The sequence below is a fragment of the Pelagibacterium sediminicola genome (assembly GCF_003390885.1).
Lineage (GTDB): Bacteria > Pseudomonadota > Alphaproteobacteria > Rhizobiales > Devosiaceae > Pelagibacterium > Pelagibacterium sediminicola.
This window is the reverse complement of the sequence record NZ_QMEL01000002.1, coordinates 519,394-536,350: the sequence shown is the minus strand read 5'-3', so window position 1 is coordinate 536,350 and position 16,957 is coordinate 519,394. Positions and strand designations below refer to the sequence as shown.

Annotated in this window: 16 protein-coding genes; 3 read left to right on the top strand and 13 right to left on the bottom strand. The window is 63.0% G+C overall.

From position 1 onward, the window contains the following. Positions 1 to 15 precede the first annotated feature (15 nt). From DQG18_RS05785 to DQG18_RS05725, 13 genes are all read right to left on the bottom strand, one after another. The gene (locus tag DQG18_RS05785; RefSeq protein WP_116653271.1) at positions 16 to 1,233 is read right to left on the bottom strand and encodes a phosphopentomutase; all 1,218 of its coding nucleotides are present in this window, start codon (positions 1,231 to 1,233) and stop codon (positions 16 to 18) included. After that, positions 1,233 to 2,561 carry a thymidine phosphorylase gene (deoA, locus tag DQG18_RS05780; protein WP_116653270.1) on the bottom strand — a complete coding sequence of 443 codons (1,329 nt, stop codon included), beginning with the start codon at positions 2,559 to 2,561 and terminating at the stop codon, positions 1,233 to 1,235. The genes DQG18_RS05785 and deoA overlap by 1 nt, the downstream gene beginning before the upstream one ends. Further along, positions 2,558 to 2,935, bottom strand: a complete 378-nt coding sequence (locus DQG18_RS05775; RefSeq protein ID WP_116653269.1) for a DUF5615 family PIN-like protein — start codon at positions 2,933 to 2,935, stop codon at positions 2,558 to 2,560. Before DQG18_RS05775 ends, deoA begins: the two co-directional genes overlap by 4 nt. After that, positions 2,932 to 3,159 (bottom strand): DUF433 domain-containing protein, encoded by a 228-nt coding sequence (locus DQG18_RS05770; protein ID WP_116653268.1) that lies wholly within the window; start codon positions 3,157 to 3,159, stop codon positions 2,932 to 2,934. The genes DQG18_RS05775 and DQG18_RS05770 overlap by 4 nt, the downstream gene beginning before the upstream one ends. A gap of 71 nt (positions 3,160 to 3,230) precedes the next feature. Further along, a complete protein-coding gene (locus tag DQG18_RS05765; RefSeq protein WP_116653267.1) occupies positions 3,231 to 5,606 on the bottom strand; it encodes an aldehyde dehydrogenase family protein in 2,376 nt (791 codons plus the stop codon). A 10-nt stretch (positions 5,607 to 5,616) separates the two neighbouring features. Further along, complete coding sequence (gene deoC / locus DQG18_RS05760; protein ID WP_116653266.1) at positions 5,617 to 6,606, bottom strand: deoxyribose-phosphate aldolase; 990 nt, start codon at positions 6,604 to 6,606, stop codon at positions 5,617 to 5,619. Beyond that, positions 6,603 to 7,397 carry a purine-nucleoside phosphorylase gene (locus tag DQG18_RS05755; protein ID WP_116653265.1) on the bottom strand — a complete coding sequence of 265 codons (795 nt, stop codon included), beginning with the start codon at positions 7,395 to 7,397 and terminating at the stop codon, positions 6,603 to 6,605. The genes deoC and DQG18_RS05755 overlap by 4 nt, the downstream gene beginning before the upstream one ends. Positions 7,398 to 7,408: 11 nt before the next feature. Beyond that, complete coding sequence (locus DQG18_RS05750) at positions 7,409 to 7,828, bottom strand: cytidine deaminase (RefSeq protein WP_116653264.1); 420 nt, start codon at positions 7,826 to 7,828, stop codon at positions 7,409 to 7,411. Further along, a complete protein-coding gene (locus DQG18_RS05745; protein ID WP_116653263.1) occupies positions 7,829 to 8,791 on the bottom strand; it encodes an ABC transporter permease in 963 nt (320 codons plus the stop codon). A 2-nt stretch (positions 8,792 to 8,793) separates the two neighbouring features. Next, entirely contained in the window at positions 8,794 to 9,903 is a 1,110-nt protein-coding gene (locus DQG18_RS05740) for an ABC transporter permease (protein WP_116653262.1), read from the bottom strand. Then, positions 9,900 to 11,483, bottom strand: a complete 1,584-nt coding sequence (locus DQG18_RS05735; RefSeq protein ID WP_116653261.1) for an ABC transporter ATP-binding protein — start codon at positions 11,481 to 11,483, stop codon at positions 9,900 to 9,902. Before DQG18_RS05735 ends, DQG18_RS05740 begins: the two co-directional genes overlap by 4 nt. 24 nt (positions 11,484 to 11,507) lie before the next feature. Beyond that, entirely contained in the window at positions 11,508 to 12,512 is a 1,005-nt protein-coding gene (locus tag DQG18_RS05730; protein ID WP_116653260.1) for a BMP family lipoprotein, read from the bottom strand. Between the two features lie 154 nt (positions 12,513 to 12,666). Then, positions 12,667 to 13,134, bottom strand: a complete 468-nt coding sequence (locus DQG18_RS05725) for an SRPBCC family protein (protein ID WP_116653259.1) — start codon at positions 13,132 to 13,134, stop codon at positions 12,667 to 12,669. Between the two features lie 152 nt (positions 13,135 to 13,286). On the opposite strand from DQG18_RS05725, the gene DQG18_RS05720 reads away from it, so the two are divergent. From DQG18_RS05720 to DQG18_RS05710, 3 genes are read left to right on the top strand one after another with little or no spacing between them, the layout of a single operon-like run. Beyond that, a complete protein-coding gene (locus DQG18_RS05720) occupies positions 13,287 to 14,465 on the top strand; it encodes a cell surface protein (protein WP_116653258.1) in 1,179 nt (392 codons plus the stop codon). 34 nt (positions 14,466 to 14,499) lie between these two features. Beyond that, positions 14,500 to 15,435: a DUF6384 family protein gene (locus DQG18_RS05715; RefSeq protein ID WP_245958376.1), complete on the top strand. Its 936-nt coding sequence runs from the start codon at positions 14,500 to 14,502 to the stop codon at positions 15,433 to 15,435. 10 nt (positions 15,436 to 15,445) lie between these two features. Further along, positions 15,446 to 16,936 (top strand): hypothetical protein, encoded by a 1,491-nt coding sequence (locus tag DQG18_RS05710; RefSeq protein ID WP_116653256.1) that lies wholly within the window; start codon positions 15,446 to 15,448, stop codon positions 16,934 to 16,936. The last annotated feature ends 21 nt before the right edge of the window (positions 16,937 to 16,957 follow it).

The following is a 16,957-nucleotide window of genomic DNA, read 5'->3' as shown; positions in this document are numbered from 1 at the left end:
CCGCTCTTTTTGTCCTTATAACGCACTGGTGCCGTGCGGGCCGGGGGCTAACCCGAGCCAGTGGGCGATGGTCTCGCCAATATCGGACAGAACCGGGCGCAAGCCAATGCTCCCGGCGCGCAATGAACGGGAAAACAGCAGGATCGGCACCTGCTCGCGGGTGTGGTCGGTGCCCCGCCAAGTCGGGTCGTTTCCGTGATCCGCCGTCAGAATGAGAAGATCGTCGTCGCGCAGCTTCGCGATCAGTTCGGGCAGCCGCCGGTCGAACGCCTCGAGTGCCGCCGCATAGCCGCCGGGATCGCGCCGATGGCCGTATTCGGTGTCGAAATCGACGAAATTGGTAAAGACCAGCGCGCCGTCCTGCGCCATGTCGAGCGCTTCGAGCGTTCTGTCGAACAGCACCATATTGCCCGAGGCCTTGATTTTGTGGGTCACCCCGCGCGCCGCATAGATATCGGAGACCTTGCCGATGGCGTAGACCTGCCGTCCGGCCTCGTTGGCGCGGTCAAGCAGCGTTGGCTCCGGCGGCTCGATCGCAAAATCGCGACGGTTGCCGGTGCGCTTAAAGCTTTTCGCATCCTCGCCCACGAAAGGCCGGGCGATGACGCGGCCGATCTTCATGGGCGCGGTGAACTGGAAAACCGTTTCGCACAGATCGTAGAGCCGTTCGAGCCCGAAGTGGGTTTCGTGCGCGGCGATTTGAAACACGGAATCGACTGAAGTATAGCAGATGGGCTTGCCGGTGCGGATCGATTCCTCGCCCAACTCCTCGATGATCGCGGTTCCTGAGGCGTGGCGATTGCCCAGGATGCCCGGAAGGTTTCCCGCACGGATGACGTTTTCGATCAGGGCTTCGGGAAAGGCGGGTTCGGTATTGGGGAAATAGCTCCACTCGAACGGCACCGGCACGCCGGCGATTTCCCAGTGACCCGAGGGCGTATCCTTGCCGATCGAAACCTCGCGCCCCACGCCCCAGCATCCGCCCTTGGGATGGTTGGAAAGGCCGGGTGGCACTTTGCCGGTCGACAGTTCGGCTGCCGCGCCAAGGCCCAGTGCATCGAGGTTGGGCAGGCTCAAGGGCCCCGCACGCACACCGGGCACATCGGCTTTGCCTTGGGCGCAAGCCTGCGCGATATGGCCCAGCGTATCGGCGCCCTCATCGCCGAAATCGGCGGCATCGGGTGCGCCGCCGATTCCGAAACTGTCGAGAACGCAAAGGATGGCGCGCGGCATCAGCTTTCCTCTTTCGGTGCGAGATAGCGATAGACGACCGGGTTGGCCTTGGGCGCTTCCCCGATCCTGTATACGCGCCTGAGACGCCGTTCGGCCTCGTCGGCTGCCGCTTCATCGCGCGCATGAATGCGGGCAATGGGGGTGTTGCTGTCGGCTGTCGCGCCAAGCCTTGCCAGCCGGTCGAGACCGACGCCATGATCGATGCTGGCGGTGGGGTCGGTTCGCCCGCCGCCCAGCACGACGACCGCCATGCCCACCGCCCGCGTATCGATGGCGGCGACGTGGCCCTCGCCCTCGGCAAAGACGTCGCGGATGACGGGGCAGTGGTGCCGCTCACCATGCCGGGGGTTTTCGATGTCCGGCGGCCCGCCCAGCGCCCGGACCATGGCGGTAAATTTTGTCAGGGCCGCACCGCTTTCAAGCGCCACCTTGGCGCGCAGATACCCATCGTCCTGATCGAGCGCCAGCCCCCCGAGAACGAGCCCGTGCGCGCAAAGACCAAGCGTTACTTCGAGCAGCCGTTCGTCCCGGTGTGCGCCGGTCAGAAAATCGATGGCGTTCTTGACTTCGAGCCAGTTGCCCGCCGCCGAGGCCAAGGGCTCGTTCATGTCGGTCAGAAGCGCGCCGGTTTTCATCCCCGCGCCATTGGCGACGGTCACAAGGCTTTCGGCAAGCCCGGTCGCCTCATCGAGCGTTTTCATGAAGGCGCCCGAGCCGGCCTTGACGTCGAGGATCAGCGCATCGAGCCCCGCCGAGAGCTTTTTGGACAGGATCGAGGCGGTGATGAGCGAGACGTTCTCGACCGTCGCCGTCACGTCGCGGATGGCGTAAAGCCGCCGGTCGGCGGGGGCGAGGTCGTCGGTCTGCCCTATAATGGCACAGCCGACGTCTTTGACGACGCGCCGCAGCGTTTCAATATCGGGATTGGTGGTGTAGCCCTCGATGGCGTCGAACTTGTCGAGCGTGCCCCCGGTGTGCCCGAGCCCGCGCCCCGAGATCATCGGTACATGGGCCCCGCACGCTGCAAGGATGGGCCCGAGCATCAGCGAAACATTGTCACCCACCCCGCCGGTCGAATGCTTGTCGATGACGGGGCCATCGAGGCGGGACCAGTCGAGCACCGTGCCGCTGTCGCGCATGGCCAGTGTCAGCGCCACGCGCTCGTCGATCTCCATGTTGCGGAAATAGACCGCCATGGCAAAAGCCGCCGCTTGCGCGTCGGTGACCGCGCCGCTGGTGAGCCCGGTGATGAACCCGGCGATCTCGTCGCGGGACAAAACCGCGCCGTCGCGTTTTCTGGCGATGATTTCCTGGGGGAGGAGGGTCATGGGGCACCGTCTACGAGGGGGAGTGTGGAAATGCGGACCTTGGAGCCGCCGATCGTCACCAATGCGCCCTTCTCGAGATCCGCTCTGGTCGCCTCTATGGTTTGGCAGACTGTGCTCAAAAGGGTTGCCGGCCTCAGATCACCCAACCTGATCTGAATGACGCTGGGCAACTGCGCGCGATCTGTGGAAAGCAGCTTGCCGAAATCAAGGTCGTTGGTGATGACCGCCATCCCGTTGCTGCGGGCAAATTCGGCGATCACGACGTCGCTGGCATCGGCTGGTCCGATGCTGGACCAGTGGAAGGCTTCAAAGCCTGCTGACCTTAGCGCCGCCGTCCAGTTCGGAGACAAGTTCATATCGATGACGAATTTCATGCGATCTCGAGGTCGATTTCGCGGTCTTCCGTGCGCCATGCCGCATAGCGCAGAGCCTGGAGAACGTCCTCGCGCTCGAGATAGGGATAGGCCTCCAGAATTTCCTCAATCGAAACCCCGTCACCGATCTGGCCGACGATCATACCGACCGTCACGCGCATTCCGCGAATGCATGCCTTGCCGCCCATCAGTCCCGGCGTTCTTGTAATGCGGTCAAAAGTCATGGCCCGTCTCCTTTAAGGCCAATATAGGCCAGCCGTTTGCTCCCCACCAGAAGCAACGAACGCCCTTTGGCTCAAGCCCCATAAGGCACCCAGACGTTCTTGATCTGGGTTGCACGGTCGAGGAGGTGGGGGCCTTCCATTTCCCGAGCTGTCCAGTCGAAACCGAGTCCGCGCGTTGTCCAGCTCTGCTTGACGTTGCCGGCGCTCGCCGCCTCGACCATCGTGCTGTCCTCGAGCGATCCGGCGAACCAGATGCCCTCGATGCCGTCGTGCTCGGCGAGGGTCCTTGCCAGATCGCGTTTGGGGCCGGTGACGATATTGACGACGCCGGCGGGCACGTCCGAGGTTTCGAGCACCTGATAGAAGTCGGTCATGGCCAGCGGGTGCGGCTCGGAGGGGACGAGAACCACCGTGTTGCCCATGGCCATCGCCGGAGCCAGCAGCGAGACCGCGCCGAGCAGCGGGCTTTCATCGGGTGCGGCGATGGCGAGGACGCCGATGGGCTCGACCATGGCGACCGCCATCATGCGCGCGGGCGGATTGTGGACGGCGCCGTCGAACTTGTCGGCCCAGCCGCCAAAGGCGAACAGCCGTTCGACGGAGAGGTCCACTTCGCGTTTCGCAGCGTTTGCCGAAGCGCCGGTCATCGCCCGGATGCGATCGGCAAATTCCGCTTTCCGATAGTCGAGGTTTTCGCCGAGATAATAGAGGATTTGCGAGCGCAGATGCGCCGTCGCCTTGCCCCAGTCGAGCGCGCCACGCGCCGCTTCCACGGCGTTGCGGATGTCCTTGCGGTTGCCCTCGCCCACTTCGCCGAGCATTTGGCCATCCGTGCCGATGACCGGCCGGGCATAGCCGGAATCCGGGCGCGCCTGCTTGCCGCCGATATAGAGCTTTGCGGTGCGGTCGATGCTCATCTTATCATTGCGGGTGGTTCCCGCTTTTGCGGAGGCCGCCTTGGGAGGAACCGCTTTGAGCGCCTTCTCCCAGTCTGGCTTGAGATAGGCCCTCATCCCTTCGCGCCCGCCCTCGCGGCCAAAGCCGGATTCGCGATAACCCCCAAAGCCGACCGCGGCGTCGAACTGGTTGGTCGAGTTGATCCAGACAACGCCTGCCTTCAATTGCGGGGCGATGTCGAGCGCCAGATTGACGTTCTCGGTCCACACCGAAGCGGCGAGCCCATACCTCGTGTTGTTGGCCAGCGCCACGGCTTCCTCGGGGGTGCGGAAGCTCATGGCGACGAGTACTGGACCGAAGATTTCTTCTGACGCCAGCGTGTGCGCGGGAGAAATGCCGGTGACCAGCGTCGGGCGCACAAAGTAGCCCTGTTCAGGCACGGGCATGTCGGGGGAATAAAACTCGCCCCCTTCTTTTCTTCCTGCCTTCAAGAGATCGAGCACACGCTCGACCTGCACGGGGGCGACCAGCGCGCCGATGTCGATGGATTTATCCAGCGGATCGCCGACGCGGAGCGTTGCCATGCGCGCCTTGATCTTGGCGATGAATTTTTCCTCGATGCTTTCCTGCACCAGAAGCCGCGACCCCGCGCAGCATACCTGCCCCTGATTGAACCAGATGGCGTCGACCAGCCCCTCGACGGCGCTGTCGAGATCGGCGTCGTCAAAGACGATAAAGGGGGACTTGCCGCCCAGCTCGAGCGAAAGACCCTTGCCTGATCCGGCGGTGGCGCGGCGGATGATTTTGCCGACCTCGGTCGAGCCGGTGAAGGCGATCTTGTCGATGCCGGGGTGGGTGACGATGGCTTCGCCGGTCTCGCCCGCGCCGGTGACGATGTTGACCACCCCCTTGGGCAGCCCGATGCGCCCGCAGATTTCAGCAAAGAGCAGCGCGGTCAGCGAGGTGAATTCGGCGGGTTTGAGCACCACCGTATTGCCCGCCGCGAGCGCGGGCGCGATCTTCCAGGAGAGCATCAAGAGCGGGAAATTCCACGGGATGATCTGACCGCAAACGCCATAGGGGGCGTGATCGGGGAAGCTTTTTTCGATGTGCTGGGCCCAGCCCGCGTGATGATAGAAATGGCGTGCCACCAGCGGAATATCGATGTCACGCGTCTCGCGGATCGGCTTGCCGTTGTCGAGCGTTTCGAGCACCGCGAAAAGTCGCGATTCCTTCTGGATCTGGCGCGCGATGGCGTAGAGATATTTGGCGCGCTCGAAACCGGAAAGCGCGGACCAGCCGGCAAAAGCGGCGCGCGCGGCCTTGATGGCCTTGTCCACATCGGCCTTGGAGCCTTCCGAAATGTCGGCCAGTTTTTCGCCCGACGCCGGGTTGGTCGAAGCAAAGGTTTTTGCGGGCTTTGAAAATTCACCATCGATGAAATGGCCGAATTTCTTCCCGTATTTCTCCAACCATTCCAGCGCAGGGCCGGCGGCTTCGGGTGCCGGGCCGTATTCAAGGGTCTCGAAGATTTCCGCCACCTTGCTCATTGGATTTTCCTCAAGCCATCGCGAAACGATAATCGGCGGCGTAATGGCCTGTGACGCCGTGCTCGATCTGCCGCTCTATGTCGGTCAACAAGGACGATGCTCCGAACCGGAAGAGGTGGGGTTCGAGCCATTTACGGCCCAGCTCCTCTTTCATCAGCGCCATATAGGAGAGCGCGTCCTTGGCCTTTGAAATGCCACCGGCGGGCTTGTAGCCGATCTCGATGCCGGTTTCCTCGAAGAACCAGCGGATCATACGGACCATGGCGAGGGAAGTGGGGAGGGTTGCGTTGGTCTTTTCCTTGCCGGTCGAGGTCTTGATGAAATCGGCCCCCGCCAGCATGCACACCAGCGAGGCGCGCGCCACATTGGTGAGGGTTGCCAACTCCCCGGTACCGAGAATGGTCTTGATGTGGGCTTCCCCGCACGCCTCGCGCATGGCTCTGACCTGATCGTAAAGCTCTTCCCATTCCCCGTTGAGCACCAGGCGGCGCTCGATGACGATGTCGATTTCCTGGGCGCCGTCCTCGACCGAGGCCTCGATTTCGGCAAGGCGGATCTTTAGCGGCGTCAGCCCATGCGGGAAAGCGGTCGAGACGGCAGCGACGGGGATGCCGGTGCCTTCGAGGGCCTTCACCGCGGTGGCGACGAAATTGTGATAGACGCAGACCGCCGCCGGTTTGATGCCGAGCCGCTCGACGCCCATGGCCTCGACGAGATCGGCGCGCAGGGGATTGCGTGCCTTGGCGCACAACCGCTCGACCCGGCCCGATGTGTCGTCGGAATTGAGCGTCGTCAAATCCATCAGCGTGATGGCCTTCAAGAGCCAGGCAAGCTGATAGTCCTTCTTGACCGTCCGGCGCGTTCCGATGGTCGCGGCGCGCCGTTCGAGCGCCGAACGGTTCATCCTCACGCGCCCGATCCAGTCGAGATCGAGCGGGAAGCCGGGATTGCGCCTGTGGGCGGGCGCCTGTGGCCTTGTATCAACGATCTTGAGACTCATAGTTCCTCCACCAGCGCCGGAAGAAGGCGCATCAGTTTTTCCGCCCCCCATTTTGCCACTTCCTTGGTCTGGGTGTGGGAGATGGTTTCCTCGGCCATCCCCGCGCCCATATTGGTGATCGAGGAGCACGCCCAGACGCGCATTCCAAAAAACCGCCCAAGGATCACCTCGGGCACCGTCGACATGCCCACGGCACTGGCGCCAAGCACCTGCGCCATGCGGATTTCGGCGGGCGTCTCGAAGCTCGGGCCAGAATACCACATATAGACGCCCTCCTTGAGGGCGATTTCGAGGCGGGCCGCAATGGCGTGGGTGGCTGCGCGTAAGGTCGGATCGTAGGCGTCGACCATATTGACGAAGCGTGCGTCGGTATCCTCGCCGATCAGCGGGTTGACCCCGGCATGATTGATGTGGTCGGCGATCAGCATCAGATTGCCGGGCGGCACGTCCCGGTCGAGCGATCCGGCCGAATTGGTGAGCAGAAGAGTTCTTACCCCCAGTTGCTTCAACGTTTCGAGCGCGGGGCGCATGGCGGCGGGGTCGCCATGCTCGTAATAGTGCTGGCGGCCGGTGAGAATGGCGATGCGCCTGCCGCCCATCTCTCCGATCAGCAACTCCTTGCCATGCCCCGAAACCCCGCCTTGAGGAAACCCCTTGAGTTCGGAAAAGGGGATCGTGATCTTGCCGTCCAGAAGGGTTCCGACGTCCGAGAGGCCCGACCCAAGGATCAGCGCGGCCTCTATCGGCGCATCACCTGCCTTGTTGCGGATGGTCTTGAGTGCTTTGGCCATTTTGAGAACCGCTATGGTTGACGGCCCAGAAATTCCGGGCCGAAGGAGTGCGGCAGCAATTCTGCCAGCGTCGTAAAAAGCGGTTCGCCCTCGACCCCGAGGCAGATAATCGGGGTCCGGGGTCCGGCAAACTCGCGGATGCGCTGGCGGCAGCCGCCGCAAGGGGTAACGGGGGCGGTGCCCGGCCCCGTCACGAATATCTTTTCGATGCGCGTGCCCCCGCCCGCCAGCATTGCGGCGATGGCCGAGGGTTCGGCGCAATTGCCGACGGGGTAGGCGGCGTTCTCGACATTGCAGCCCGCATAGATGTTTCCATCATCGGCAAGGATCGCCGCGCCAACGGAAAACCCCGAATAGGGCGCATAGGCCCTGGCCCGCACTTTTTCGGCGGCATCGAACAGCAGGCGATCCTCATCGGAAAGCGTAACCATTCACCGCTCCTTGACGTAGGGAAGGCCCGAAGCCTTGGGCGGAATGGCGCGGCCCACGAACCCGGCGAGCAGCAGGATGGTGAGGATATAGGGCAGGGCCTGCATGGCCTGGGTGGGCACCGGGCCGATAACGGGCAGGTCGACCCCCTGCAGCCGGTATTGCATGGCTTCGAGGAACCCGAACAGCAGGCACGCAAACATCGCCGGCACCGGTTTCCACTTGGCAAAGATCAGCGCGGCAAGCGCGATATAGCCACGGCCCGCCGCCATGTTGGGGGTAAAGCTCGCCGCCTGTGCGATCGAAAGATATGCGCCCCCGATGCCGACCAGAACGGAGGTAATGATCAGCGCCTTGTAGCGCAGCCAGGACACTGACATGCCGGCAGTATCGAGCGCCTTGGGATTTTCGCCTACCGCGCGGAGCCTCAGGCCAAACCGCGTGCGCCAGAGCACCCAGGCGGTGACGGGCACGGCGAGAAAGGCGATATAGGTCATGATGGCATGGCCCGATATGAGCCCCGAATAGATCGGACCAACGATGGGCACGTCCCGCAACTCGGCGGCAAACGGCAACTGGATGCCATAAAAGCGCGCGTCGCCCGAAACCGGAGGGGTGTTGCCGCCGCGCCCGAACCATGCCGCTCCCAGAAAGGTGGAGAGCCCGGCGGCAAGGAAATTGAGCGCCACGCCCGAAATGATCTGGTTGCCCTTGAAGTTGATGGACGCCAGCCCGTGCACCGCCGAAAAGACCAGCGATACCCCGATCCCGGCCAGAAGCCCGGCCCATGCGCTGCCGGTGACGGCGGCGACGACCGCCGCGCCGAACGCAGAAGCGATCAGCTTGCCTTCGAGCCCGATATCGACGATGCCCGATCGCTCGGAATAAAGCCCGGCGAGGCACGCAAGAATGAGCGGCGTCGATACGCGCACGGTGGTGACGAGAATTGAAATGATGTCTTCCATCGCTATCGCCCTCCCCCTTCGTCGGCACTTCGCAATCTTGAAAGCAAGAAAGCGATTTCGACCGGACGGCGCAGCATCTCGCTCATGGCGCCGGTGAAAAGGATGACGAGGGCCTGGATCGTCACGATCATTTCGCGGGTGATGGCGGGCATGGAGAAGGCCAGTTCCTGCCCGCCCTGATAGAGCACCCCGAACAAAAGCGCCGAAAGTCCCACGCCGATGGGATGCGCCTTGCCCATGAAGGCAACCGCTATGCCCACGAACCCGGCCCCGGCGACATAGTTGAGCATCAGCCGGCCTTGCGCGCCCGCGGTCTCGTTGAGCGCCATCATCCCGGCCAGCGCGCCGGAAATCGCCATGGTGAGCATGATCAGCCGGGCGTTGGACATGCCCGCATAGCGGGCCGCCGTTGGGTTGTGGCCCATGGTGCGGATAGCGTAGCCGAACTTGGTACGCCAGATCAGCCAGTAAACGAAGAACAGCGAGGCGATGGCGACGAAAAAGGAGATATTGGCCGGGGTGTTGCGCAAGAGCGGGAACCATTCGGCAAGGAACGGCAACCGGGTCACCGGATCAATCGGCGCGCTCATGTCCGAGGAGACGTTGGCGGGCTTGAGGATGCGCGAGATCAGATAACTCATCAGCGAGGTCGCGATGAAGTTCATCATGATTGTGGTGATGACCACATGGCTGCCGCGCCGCGCCTGCAGCCAACCGGGAATGAAGGCCCAGAAACCGCCCACGAGGCCTGCCGCGATGATGATGAGCGGCAGGGCGAGCGCCCAGTGCAGCCCGCCCACCGCAAAGGCGATCAACAGCGCGCCGAGCCCGGCGACATAGGATTGCCCTTCGCCGCCGATGTTGAAGAGCCCGGCATGGAAGGCCACCGCCACCGCAAGCCCGGTGAAGATGAAATTGGTGGTGTAATAAAGTGTGAACCCGAACCCGTACCCATAGCCGAACGCGCCATAAAGCATGATGCGCACCGCCTCGATGGGGTTTTCACCCACGACGAGCACGACGATACCGCCGATGATGAAGGCCAGCGTCACGTTGAGCACGGGCAACAGAACGATATCGACCCAGCGCGGAAGGGAAACGCGCGCGCTCATCGGCCCGCCTCCTTTTGGTTGACGCCCGCCATCAGCAGGCCCAGTTCGCCCTCATCGGCGGTCTCGGGGTCGGCTTCGCCCACGATCCGCCCGTCGAACAGCACGACGATGCGGTCGGAGAGCGCGCGGATTTCGTCCAGTTCCACCGAAACCAGAAGGATCGCCTTGCCCGCATCGCGCATCTTGACGATCTGGCCGTGGATGAACTCGATTGCGCCGATATCGACGCCGCGTGTCGGTTGACCGACGATCAGTACGTCCGGGTCGCGCTCCATCTCGCGGGCAAGAACGATCTTTTGCTGGTTGCCGCCCGAAAAATTGGCGGTCTTCAAGTCGGTGTCGGCAGGGCGGATGTCGAACTTTTCGATTTGGCGCCGGGCTTCGGCGCGCGCCGCGTCGACGTTGAGCATCACCCCTTTGCCGTAGCGCGCCTCCCCGTGATAGCCCAGAATGGCGTTTTCCCATTCGTAGAAATTGGTCACCAGCCCCATGCGCAACCGGTCCTCGGGCACATGGGCGAGCCCCTTGCGGCGCAAGTCCGCGGCGCTGTCCTCGTCCTGGGCGGTGACGTCTTCTCCATTGAGGCGGATCGCGCCCGATCTGACCGCCCGCATGCCGGCAACGGCTTCAAGCAATTCGGACTGCCCGTTCCCTGCAACGCCGGCGATGCCGAGAATTTCGCCGGCGCGCACCGAAAGGCTCACGCCCTTGACGCGCTCGGTGCCCAGATCGTCGGCGACCACGAGATTTTCGATTTCGAGCAAAACCTCGCCGGGTTTTGCAGGCCCCTTCTCCACGCGCAGGAGAACGCGGCGTCCCACCATCAGTTCGGCGAGTTGCTCGGGGCTGGTCTGGGTGGTTTCGAGCGTTGCCACCATCTCGCCCTGGCGCATGACCGAGACCGTATCGGTGATCGCCATGATCTCGCGCAGCTTGTGGGTGATGAGGATGATCGTCTTGCCCTCGTCGCGCAGGGTTTCGAGCACCTTGAACAGATGGTCGGCCTCGGCGGGGGTGAGAACGCCGGTGGGTTCGTCGAGAATGAGGATGTCGGCGCCGCGATAAAGCGCCTTGAGGATTTCGACGCGCTGCTGTTGGCCGACCGAAAGATCCTCGATCACCGCATCGGCGGGAACCGCAAGGCCGTATTCGTCGGCGAGCCGCTGCAACTCGCGCCTTGCCTTGTCGATCGAGGGGTCGAGCAGCGCGGAATCCTCGGCGCCCAGTATGACGTTCTCGATAACGGTGAAATTGTCGACCAGCATGAAGTGCTGGTGCACCATGCCGATGCCGAGCGCGAGCGCATCGGAGGAATTATTGATGGTAACGGGTTGGCCGCCGACGAGCACCTCGCCGCTGTCGGCGTGGTAAAAGCCGTAAAGGATCGACATGAGCGTCGACTTGCCTGCCCCGTTCTCGCCGACGATGCCATGCACCGATCCGCGCTTGACGGCGAGGTCAATATCCTTGTTGGCGTGAACCGGACCGAACCGCTTGTTGATCTTTCTAAGCTCGATCGCCAGCGGAGAACCAGCGGCCGGTGAGGGCCGCTGGTCGGTTTGATGGGTCGGACTGGCCATCGTGCTCTTGCGTCTTGAAGCCGGTCAGGCGGGGCAGGTGTTGTCGGTGCGCGAATCGTGCACCACGATCTCGCCCGAGACGATCTTGGCCGTAATGTCCTCGATCGTTGCCCGCATCTCGTCGGTGATGAGGTCGGCGTTATTCTCATCGAACGCGGCGCCGACACCGTCTTCGGCAAGGCCGAGAACGATCACGTCGCTGGTCCATTCGTCATTTTCATAATCGGCGAAGGCGTTGTAGGTCGCAACATCGACGCGCTTGATCATGGAGGTCAGGACCTGGCCGGGATGCAGGTGGTTCTGGTTGGAGTCAACGCCAATGCCCAGAATGCCTGCGTCGGCCGCTGCCTGAAGCACGCCGACACCCGCACCGCCTGCCGCGTGATAAATGACGTCCGCGCCGCGGTCGATCTGCGAGCGGGCGACCTCGGTGCCGCCGCCCGGGTTATTGAAGGCATCGAAACCCGTGCCGATCGCCGTTTCGATGATCTCGATATCGGGATTGACGTATTTGGCGCCCTGCTTGTAACCGCAGCCAAAGGCAAGCAGCAGTGAGAAGTCAAAGGCCGGGATGAAGCCGATGGTGCCGGTTTCAGAGGCCATGGCCGCCAGCGCGCCCACGAGATAGGAGCCTTCCTGTTCCTTGAACACCACCGAGCGGACATTGGGCAGATCATCGACGACCGTATCGATAATGGCGAACATGGTGTCGGGGAAGTCCGGGGCGACCGCGCGCAGAGATTCTTCCCAGGAAAAGCCGGGGAGCACGATGGGATTGTTGCCGCGCGCGGCGAACTGGCGGATCGCCTGCTCGCGTTGAGCGACGCCATCGATTTCGAGATCCTGATAATTGGTGCCGGTATCGGCCTTGTAGCGTTCGGCGCCGGTATAGGCCGCTTCGTTGAACGAGCCGTCGAATTTGCCGCCCCCGTCATAAACGAGCGCCGGGTCCGCCAGGGCCGTGCCTGCCATGAGCGCGGTGACGGTCAGGCCGCCGACAAGGGTTTTTAGAGTCTGCTTGATTTTCATTGATGATGCTCCCTATTTTCGCGCCGCGGACAGGGCGGCGTTGCCGCCGCCGATCGCGCACGATGAGGCACGATACAATCGCGCAATTTGTCCGGGCGCAAGTGCCAAGTTCAGCTTTTTGACCATTTGGGCAAAAATCCGGTGCAAGAGCCGTCTAATCCTCATGCGCGAGGGGCTCGACGGGTGCGCCCATGGCGGTGGCGAAGCGTTCGAAGAACCCGTCGATCACCTTCTGGGCGGAGTTGCCGATCAGCGCCCTGCCCAGCTTCATGATCTGCCCCGAGGCGCCGCCCGTGGCGGTAAAGACCAGAAGCGTATCCAGGCCGATGTCGGAAAGTTCGATCTCGGCGCTGGCCTGCGCCTTGCCCAGCACGCCGCCCCGGCCCTGACCGGTAAGGATATAGCGCTCCGCCGGGATGACGTCCGAAAGGATCAGATCCCCGGTAAAGACCGGCTTTGCGATCCCCAGATTGACCCCGATCTCGGCTTCGAGGTTCGTTTCACTGATCCACTCTATGCGCTTGCAGCCCGGAATCGAAGCCTTGAGCACCTCGGTGCTGTTGAGCGCCTCCCAGACCTGCAATCGGGGCGCCCCCAGCCTGTACCGTCCGCCAAACTCCACCGCTCACCTCATCGTCCGGGCCGCCGATTGCGGCTTTTTGGCACCAATGGCAATAAATTAATCCCCTGACGCGATTGGGCAATTGTCTTGAACCTTGCCAGGCGGAATCATGTCCTTACATCTGCCGGACTATCAACAGGGAATGCGCGAAAATGGCAACCGAAGTGCTCGATAAACCCTTGCAGTATCTCGATCGCGCGGTGGGCGCCATCAAGCAGATGGGCCTCTGGCCCGAAGAGACCGAGGAAGCTCCCATTACCGGCCTTCTGGCCCAGATCACCGATCTCGACGACACGAGGGTCGTCCTCATCGGCCGCGTTCTCACTCAGGCGAGCGCCTTCAACGAGGTGGTGCGCTCCCAGGTTGCCGCGATGAATGTCGGCGAGCGCTATGAGGAGATCACCAAATCCTTCGATTCCATCCGCGACGACGCCAAGTCAATGGTCGATCAGCTTGATGACGGCAAACTCGATATCCTCGAGCGCGCCTCCAACGTCTGGATGAAGGTGACGCGCGGTGATATCGCGACCCGGTTCGACAAGATCAAGGACACCTATATCGGGGTGTCGCGCGACACCAAGGACCAGATCGACCGCGAGCACACCATCCTCGAGGCCTATCGCGATTTCCGCGGCGCGCTCAAGCAGGCCGAGGTCATGGCGCTCGAGGTGCTTGATATCGCCCAGGATAAGCTCGACGCAAAACAGGCCGAACTCAAGGCCGCCGCCGATGCCCTTGCAGCGTTCACCGAAGGCACACCCGCCGACCGCGCGCGGCTCGAAATGGCGCGCGACGAGCGGCTGCGCGAGCTCCAGAACGAGGAGCGCCGCTATCAGATCGCCAAGGACCTTTCCGACAATCTGACGATTTCCTATTCCACCTCGGAAGTCATCATGGCGCGGCTTATGCAGACCACCAACGCCAAGGAGCGTGTCTATCAGCAGTCGATCTCGTTCTTTTCGACCAACGAGACGGTGTTCACTGCGCTTTCCGCTTCGTTTACGGGCCTGTTCGGGCTCCATGAATCGACCGAAACCCTCAACGCCATGAAGGAGGGTATGTCGAAAAGCCTCGAAACGCTGGCCGAAATCGGCGGTAAGGTGCAGGAAGAGGCATTGAAGGCCGGATACGGTCCCACCATCCGGGCCGATGCGGTCAAGGCGCTGGTGGATTCGGTGGTGAGCTTTCAGGAGCACTCACGTGTCATCATCAACGAGATGCGCGAACAGGCAACGAGGAACTCCGGGGAAATCCGCGACGCGGTCGAGGATGGCAAGCAGCGGCTCGCAGCACTGGCGGCCGATGGGAATGCGCTTTTGAGCGCGCGCTGAGATAGCGGCGCGTGACAGGGGGCGGTAGGAGATGATGACGGGCGCCAAAAGTCAGAAAGCGCCGCTGGACGAAGTCATGCTCGCCATGGACGTGGTCGATACGCTGCGCCATCAGAGTGATCTGGTGGCCCGCGAACTCGGCGCCAGCCAGCGCGAGGACCAGTTGATCGCCCGCCTGCGCGCCATCTACCGCGATCAGGGCATCGAGGTCCCCGACCATATCCTCAAGGAAGGGGTGAAGGCGCTCGATGAAAGCCGGTTCGTCTATACCCCGCCCCCCGACAATTTCCAGACACGGCTCGCCCGGCTCTATGTCAATCGCGGCCAATGGGGCCGCCCGGTCCTGATCCTCATCGCCGTTCTGGCGCTGGGGCTGGGCGGATATTTCCTTGCCTACCGGCCATATCTTGCGGCGCAGACCGAGGCGGCGCGGATCGAACTGGCCGAGACGCTCCCTACGCGGATCGACGCGCTTTACGACCGGATCTATACCGAAACCAAGGTGCAGACCGCGCTCGATCTGGCCGAACCCTGGGTGGAGCGCGGCAAGGCCGCCGCCGACCGGGGGGACCGCGACGCAGCGCTCACCGCGATCGGACAACTCGAAACGATCCTCCAGACGCTTCTGGCCGAATATTCACTGCGCATCGTCGACAAGGAAGGGGAATCGACCGGCATCTGGCGCTTCCCGGAAGCCAATTCGGATGCCACCAACTACTATATCATCGTCGAGGCGGTGGGGCTCGATGGCGAGGTCCTGACCCTGCCAATCGAGAACGAGGAAACCCGCGAAACCGAGGAGGTCTCGGTCTGGGCCCAGCGCGTGCCCGATGTCACCTACGAGACGATCCGCATCGACCGGCTCGATGATGGTATCATTCAGCGCAACATTCTTGGCGTAAAACAATACGGGTTCCTCGACACCGAATATACGATGCCCGTTCTCGACGGCGCGATAACCCGATGGTGAGGGCCAGGCCATGACGCTTAACGGACCGCAGGCCATCAAGGCGATCGAGGACGCGCTGCGTGACATCCGCCGCGAGGAAGACGAGATCACCCGCCGGATCGCGCGCACCACCGACCGGATCGGCAAGCTGCACGAGACCGAACTGGCCCAATTGCGTGTATTGGCCGAAATCCGGCTCTCCCCGGAGGCGCAGGCCGAACTGGGCGGGCGGTTGAGCGAAGCGGAAACCCGTGCCCGCGAAATGCTGAAGGAACACGCCGCCGATCTCGCCGCGCTCGACCGCGACCTGGCCGGCCACGAGACGGCCATCGCCGATCTGGGAATGGAGCGCGGCAAGGAACTCGAAGCCGTCGCGGTCCGGCAGGCCGAACTCGATGCACTTTCGGGTGCGGTCGAGGCTGCCCTTGCGGCCGATCCCGCCTATGACGATGCGCTCAAGGCGCAGGCCGAGGCCGAACGGGTCGCCGAGGAGGCCGACAAGAAGGCCGGACAGTCCGAGACGGATCGTGCCGAAAAGGGCCAGCCCTATCGCGACGATCCGCTGTTCATCTATCTGTGGGATCGCGGTTATCTGACCCCGGACTATAAAGCGGGCAATATCGCGCGTATGCTCGATGCCTGGGTCGCCCGGCTGGTGCGCTACGCCGATGCGCGGCCTAACTACGCCATGCTCAACGAAATCCCCGCCCGCCTGCGTGAGCATGCCGATCGGCTTGCCCAGGATGCATATGATGCGCAGGCGGCGGTAACCGCGCTCGAGGTCAAGGCGTTCGATGCGGCGGGTGGGCGCCCGGCGCGCGAGGCGCTGGAAGCGGCTCAGGCGCGGATCGCCGAAATCGATCAAAAGCGCCTTGAGGCCGAGGACGCGCGCGAGACGTTGACCGAAAGGCAGAAGGCGCTGGCCGAGGGGCGCGACACCAAATTCACATCTGCGGTGGACATGTTGACCACAGCCATGCGTAACGCCGATACGGCCCAGTTGATGGAAGACGCCCGTCGCACGGCGACCCCGCAGGACGATGCGATCATCTCCAAGGTCGATGAGGTGCGCGCCCGGTTTACCGAGGAGGAAGGCGAACTCAAGGACCAGCGCGCCCGGCTCAAGACACTTGAGACACGGCGGCGCGAGCTTGAGGACATCGAATATGAGTTCAAGAAATCGAGATTCGACGATCCGCGCTCGCGGTTCAAGGAGGACAATCTCGTCGGCGATCTCTTGACCGAGTTCCTGAAGGGCGGCATGACGGCGGCGACCTATTGGGGTCACTGGCGGCGTTCGCAGGACTGGACCGGCTCCCCCGGCCCGATCGTTGCGCCCAAACGAACGTCACGTTCGAGCGGCTTTCCCATCCCCCCAGGCGGTTTCAGCCCGCGTCCGCCCTCAGGAGGAAGCTGGGGCAAGTCAATGGGATCGTCCGGCAAATCCGGCGGCAGCTTCTCGCGCCCCCGCACCGGCGGCATCGGAAAAAAAGGAGGCTTCCGCACCGGCGGCGGGTTTTAGGGCTTTGTGCTTTTTCCGGAC

Bases quoted from the DNA above. Each gene is read 5' to 3' on its own strand.
- DQG18_RS05785 (WP_116653271.1), bottom strand. From the start codon at position 1,233: ATGCCGCGCGCCATCCTTTGCGTTCTCGACAGTTTCGGAATCGGCGGC.
- deoA (WP_116653270.1), bottom strand. From the start codon at position 2,561: ATGACCCTCCTCCCCCAGGAAATCATCGCCAGAAAACGCGACGGCGCG.
- DQG18_RS05775 (WP_116653269.1), bottom strand. From the start codon at position 2,935: ATGAAATTCGTCATCGATATGAACTTGTCTCCGAACTGGACGGCGGCG.
- DQG18_RS05770 (WP_116653268.1), bottom strand. From the start codon at position 3,159: ATGACTTTTGACCGCATTACAAGAACGCCGGGACTGATGGGCGGCAAG.
- DQG18_RS05765 (WP_116653267.1), bottom strand. From the start codon at position 5,606: ATGAGCAAGGTGGCGGAAATCTTCGAGACCCTTGAATACGGCCCGGCA.
- deoC (WP_116653266.1), bottom strand. From the start codon at position 6,606: ATGAGTCTCAAGATCGTTGATACAAGGCCACAGGCGCCCGCCCACAGG.
- DQG18_RS05755 (WP_116653265.1), bottom strand. From the start codon at position 7,397: ATGGCCAAAGCACTCAAGACCATCCGCAACAAGGCAGGTGATGCGCCG.
- DQG18_RS05750 (WP_116653264.1), bottom strand. From the start codon at position 7,828: ATGGTTACGCTTTCCGATGAGGATCGCCTGCTGTTCGATGCCGCCGAA.
- DQG18_RS05745 (WP_116653263.1), bottom strand. From the start codon at position 8,791: ATGGAAGACATCATTTCAATTCTCGTCACCACCGTGCGCGTATCGACG.
- DQG18_RS05740 (WP_116653262.1), bottom strand. From the start codon at position 9,903: ATGAGCGCGCGCGTTTCCCTTCCGCGCTGGGTCGATATCGTTCTGTTG.
- DQG18_RS05735 (WP_116653261.1), bottom strand. From the start codon at position 11,483: ATGGCCAGTCCGACCCATCAAACCGACCAGCGGCCCTCACCGGCCGCT.
- DQG18_RS05730 (WP_116653260.1), bottom strand. From the start codon at position 12,512: ATGAAAATCAAGCAGACTCTAAAAACCCTTGTCGGCGGCCTGACCGTC.
- DQG18_RS05720 (WP_116653258.1), top strand. From the start codon at position 13,287: ATGGCAACCGAAGTGCTCGATAAACCCTTGCAGTATCTCGATCGCGCG.
- DQG18_RS05715 (WP_245958376.1), top strand. From the start codon at position 14,500: ATGACGGGCGCCAAAAGTCAGAAAGCGCCGCTGGACGAAGTCATGCTC.
- DQG18_RS05710 (WP_116653256.1), top strand. From the start codon at position 15,446: ATGACGCTTAACGGACCGCAGGCCATCAAGGCGATCGAGGACGCGCTG.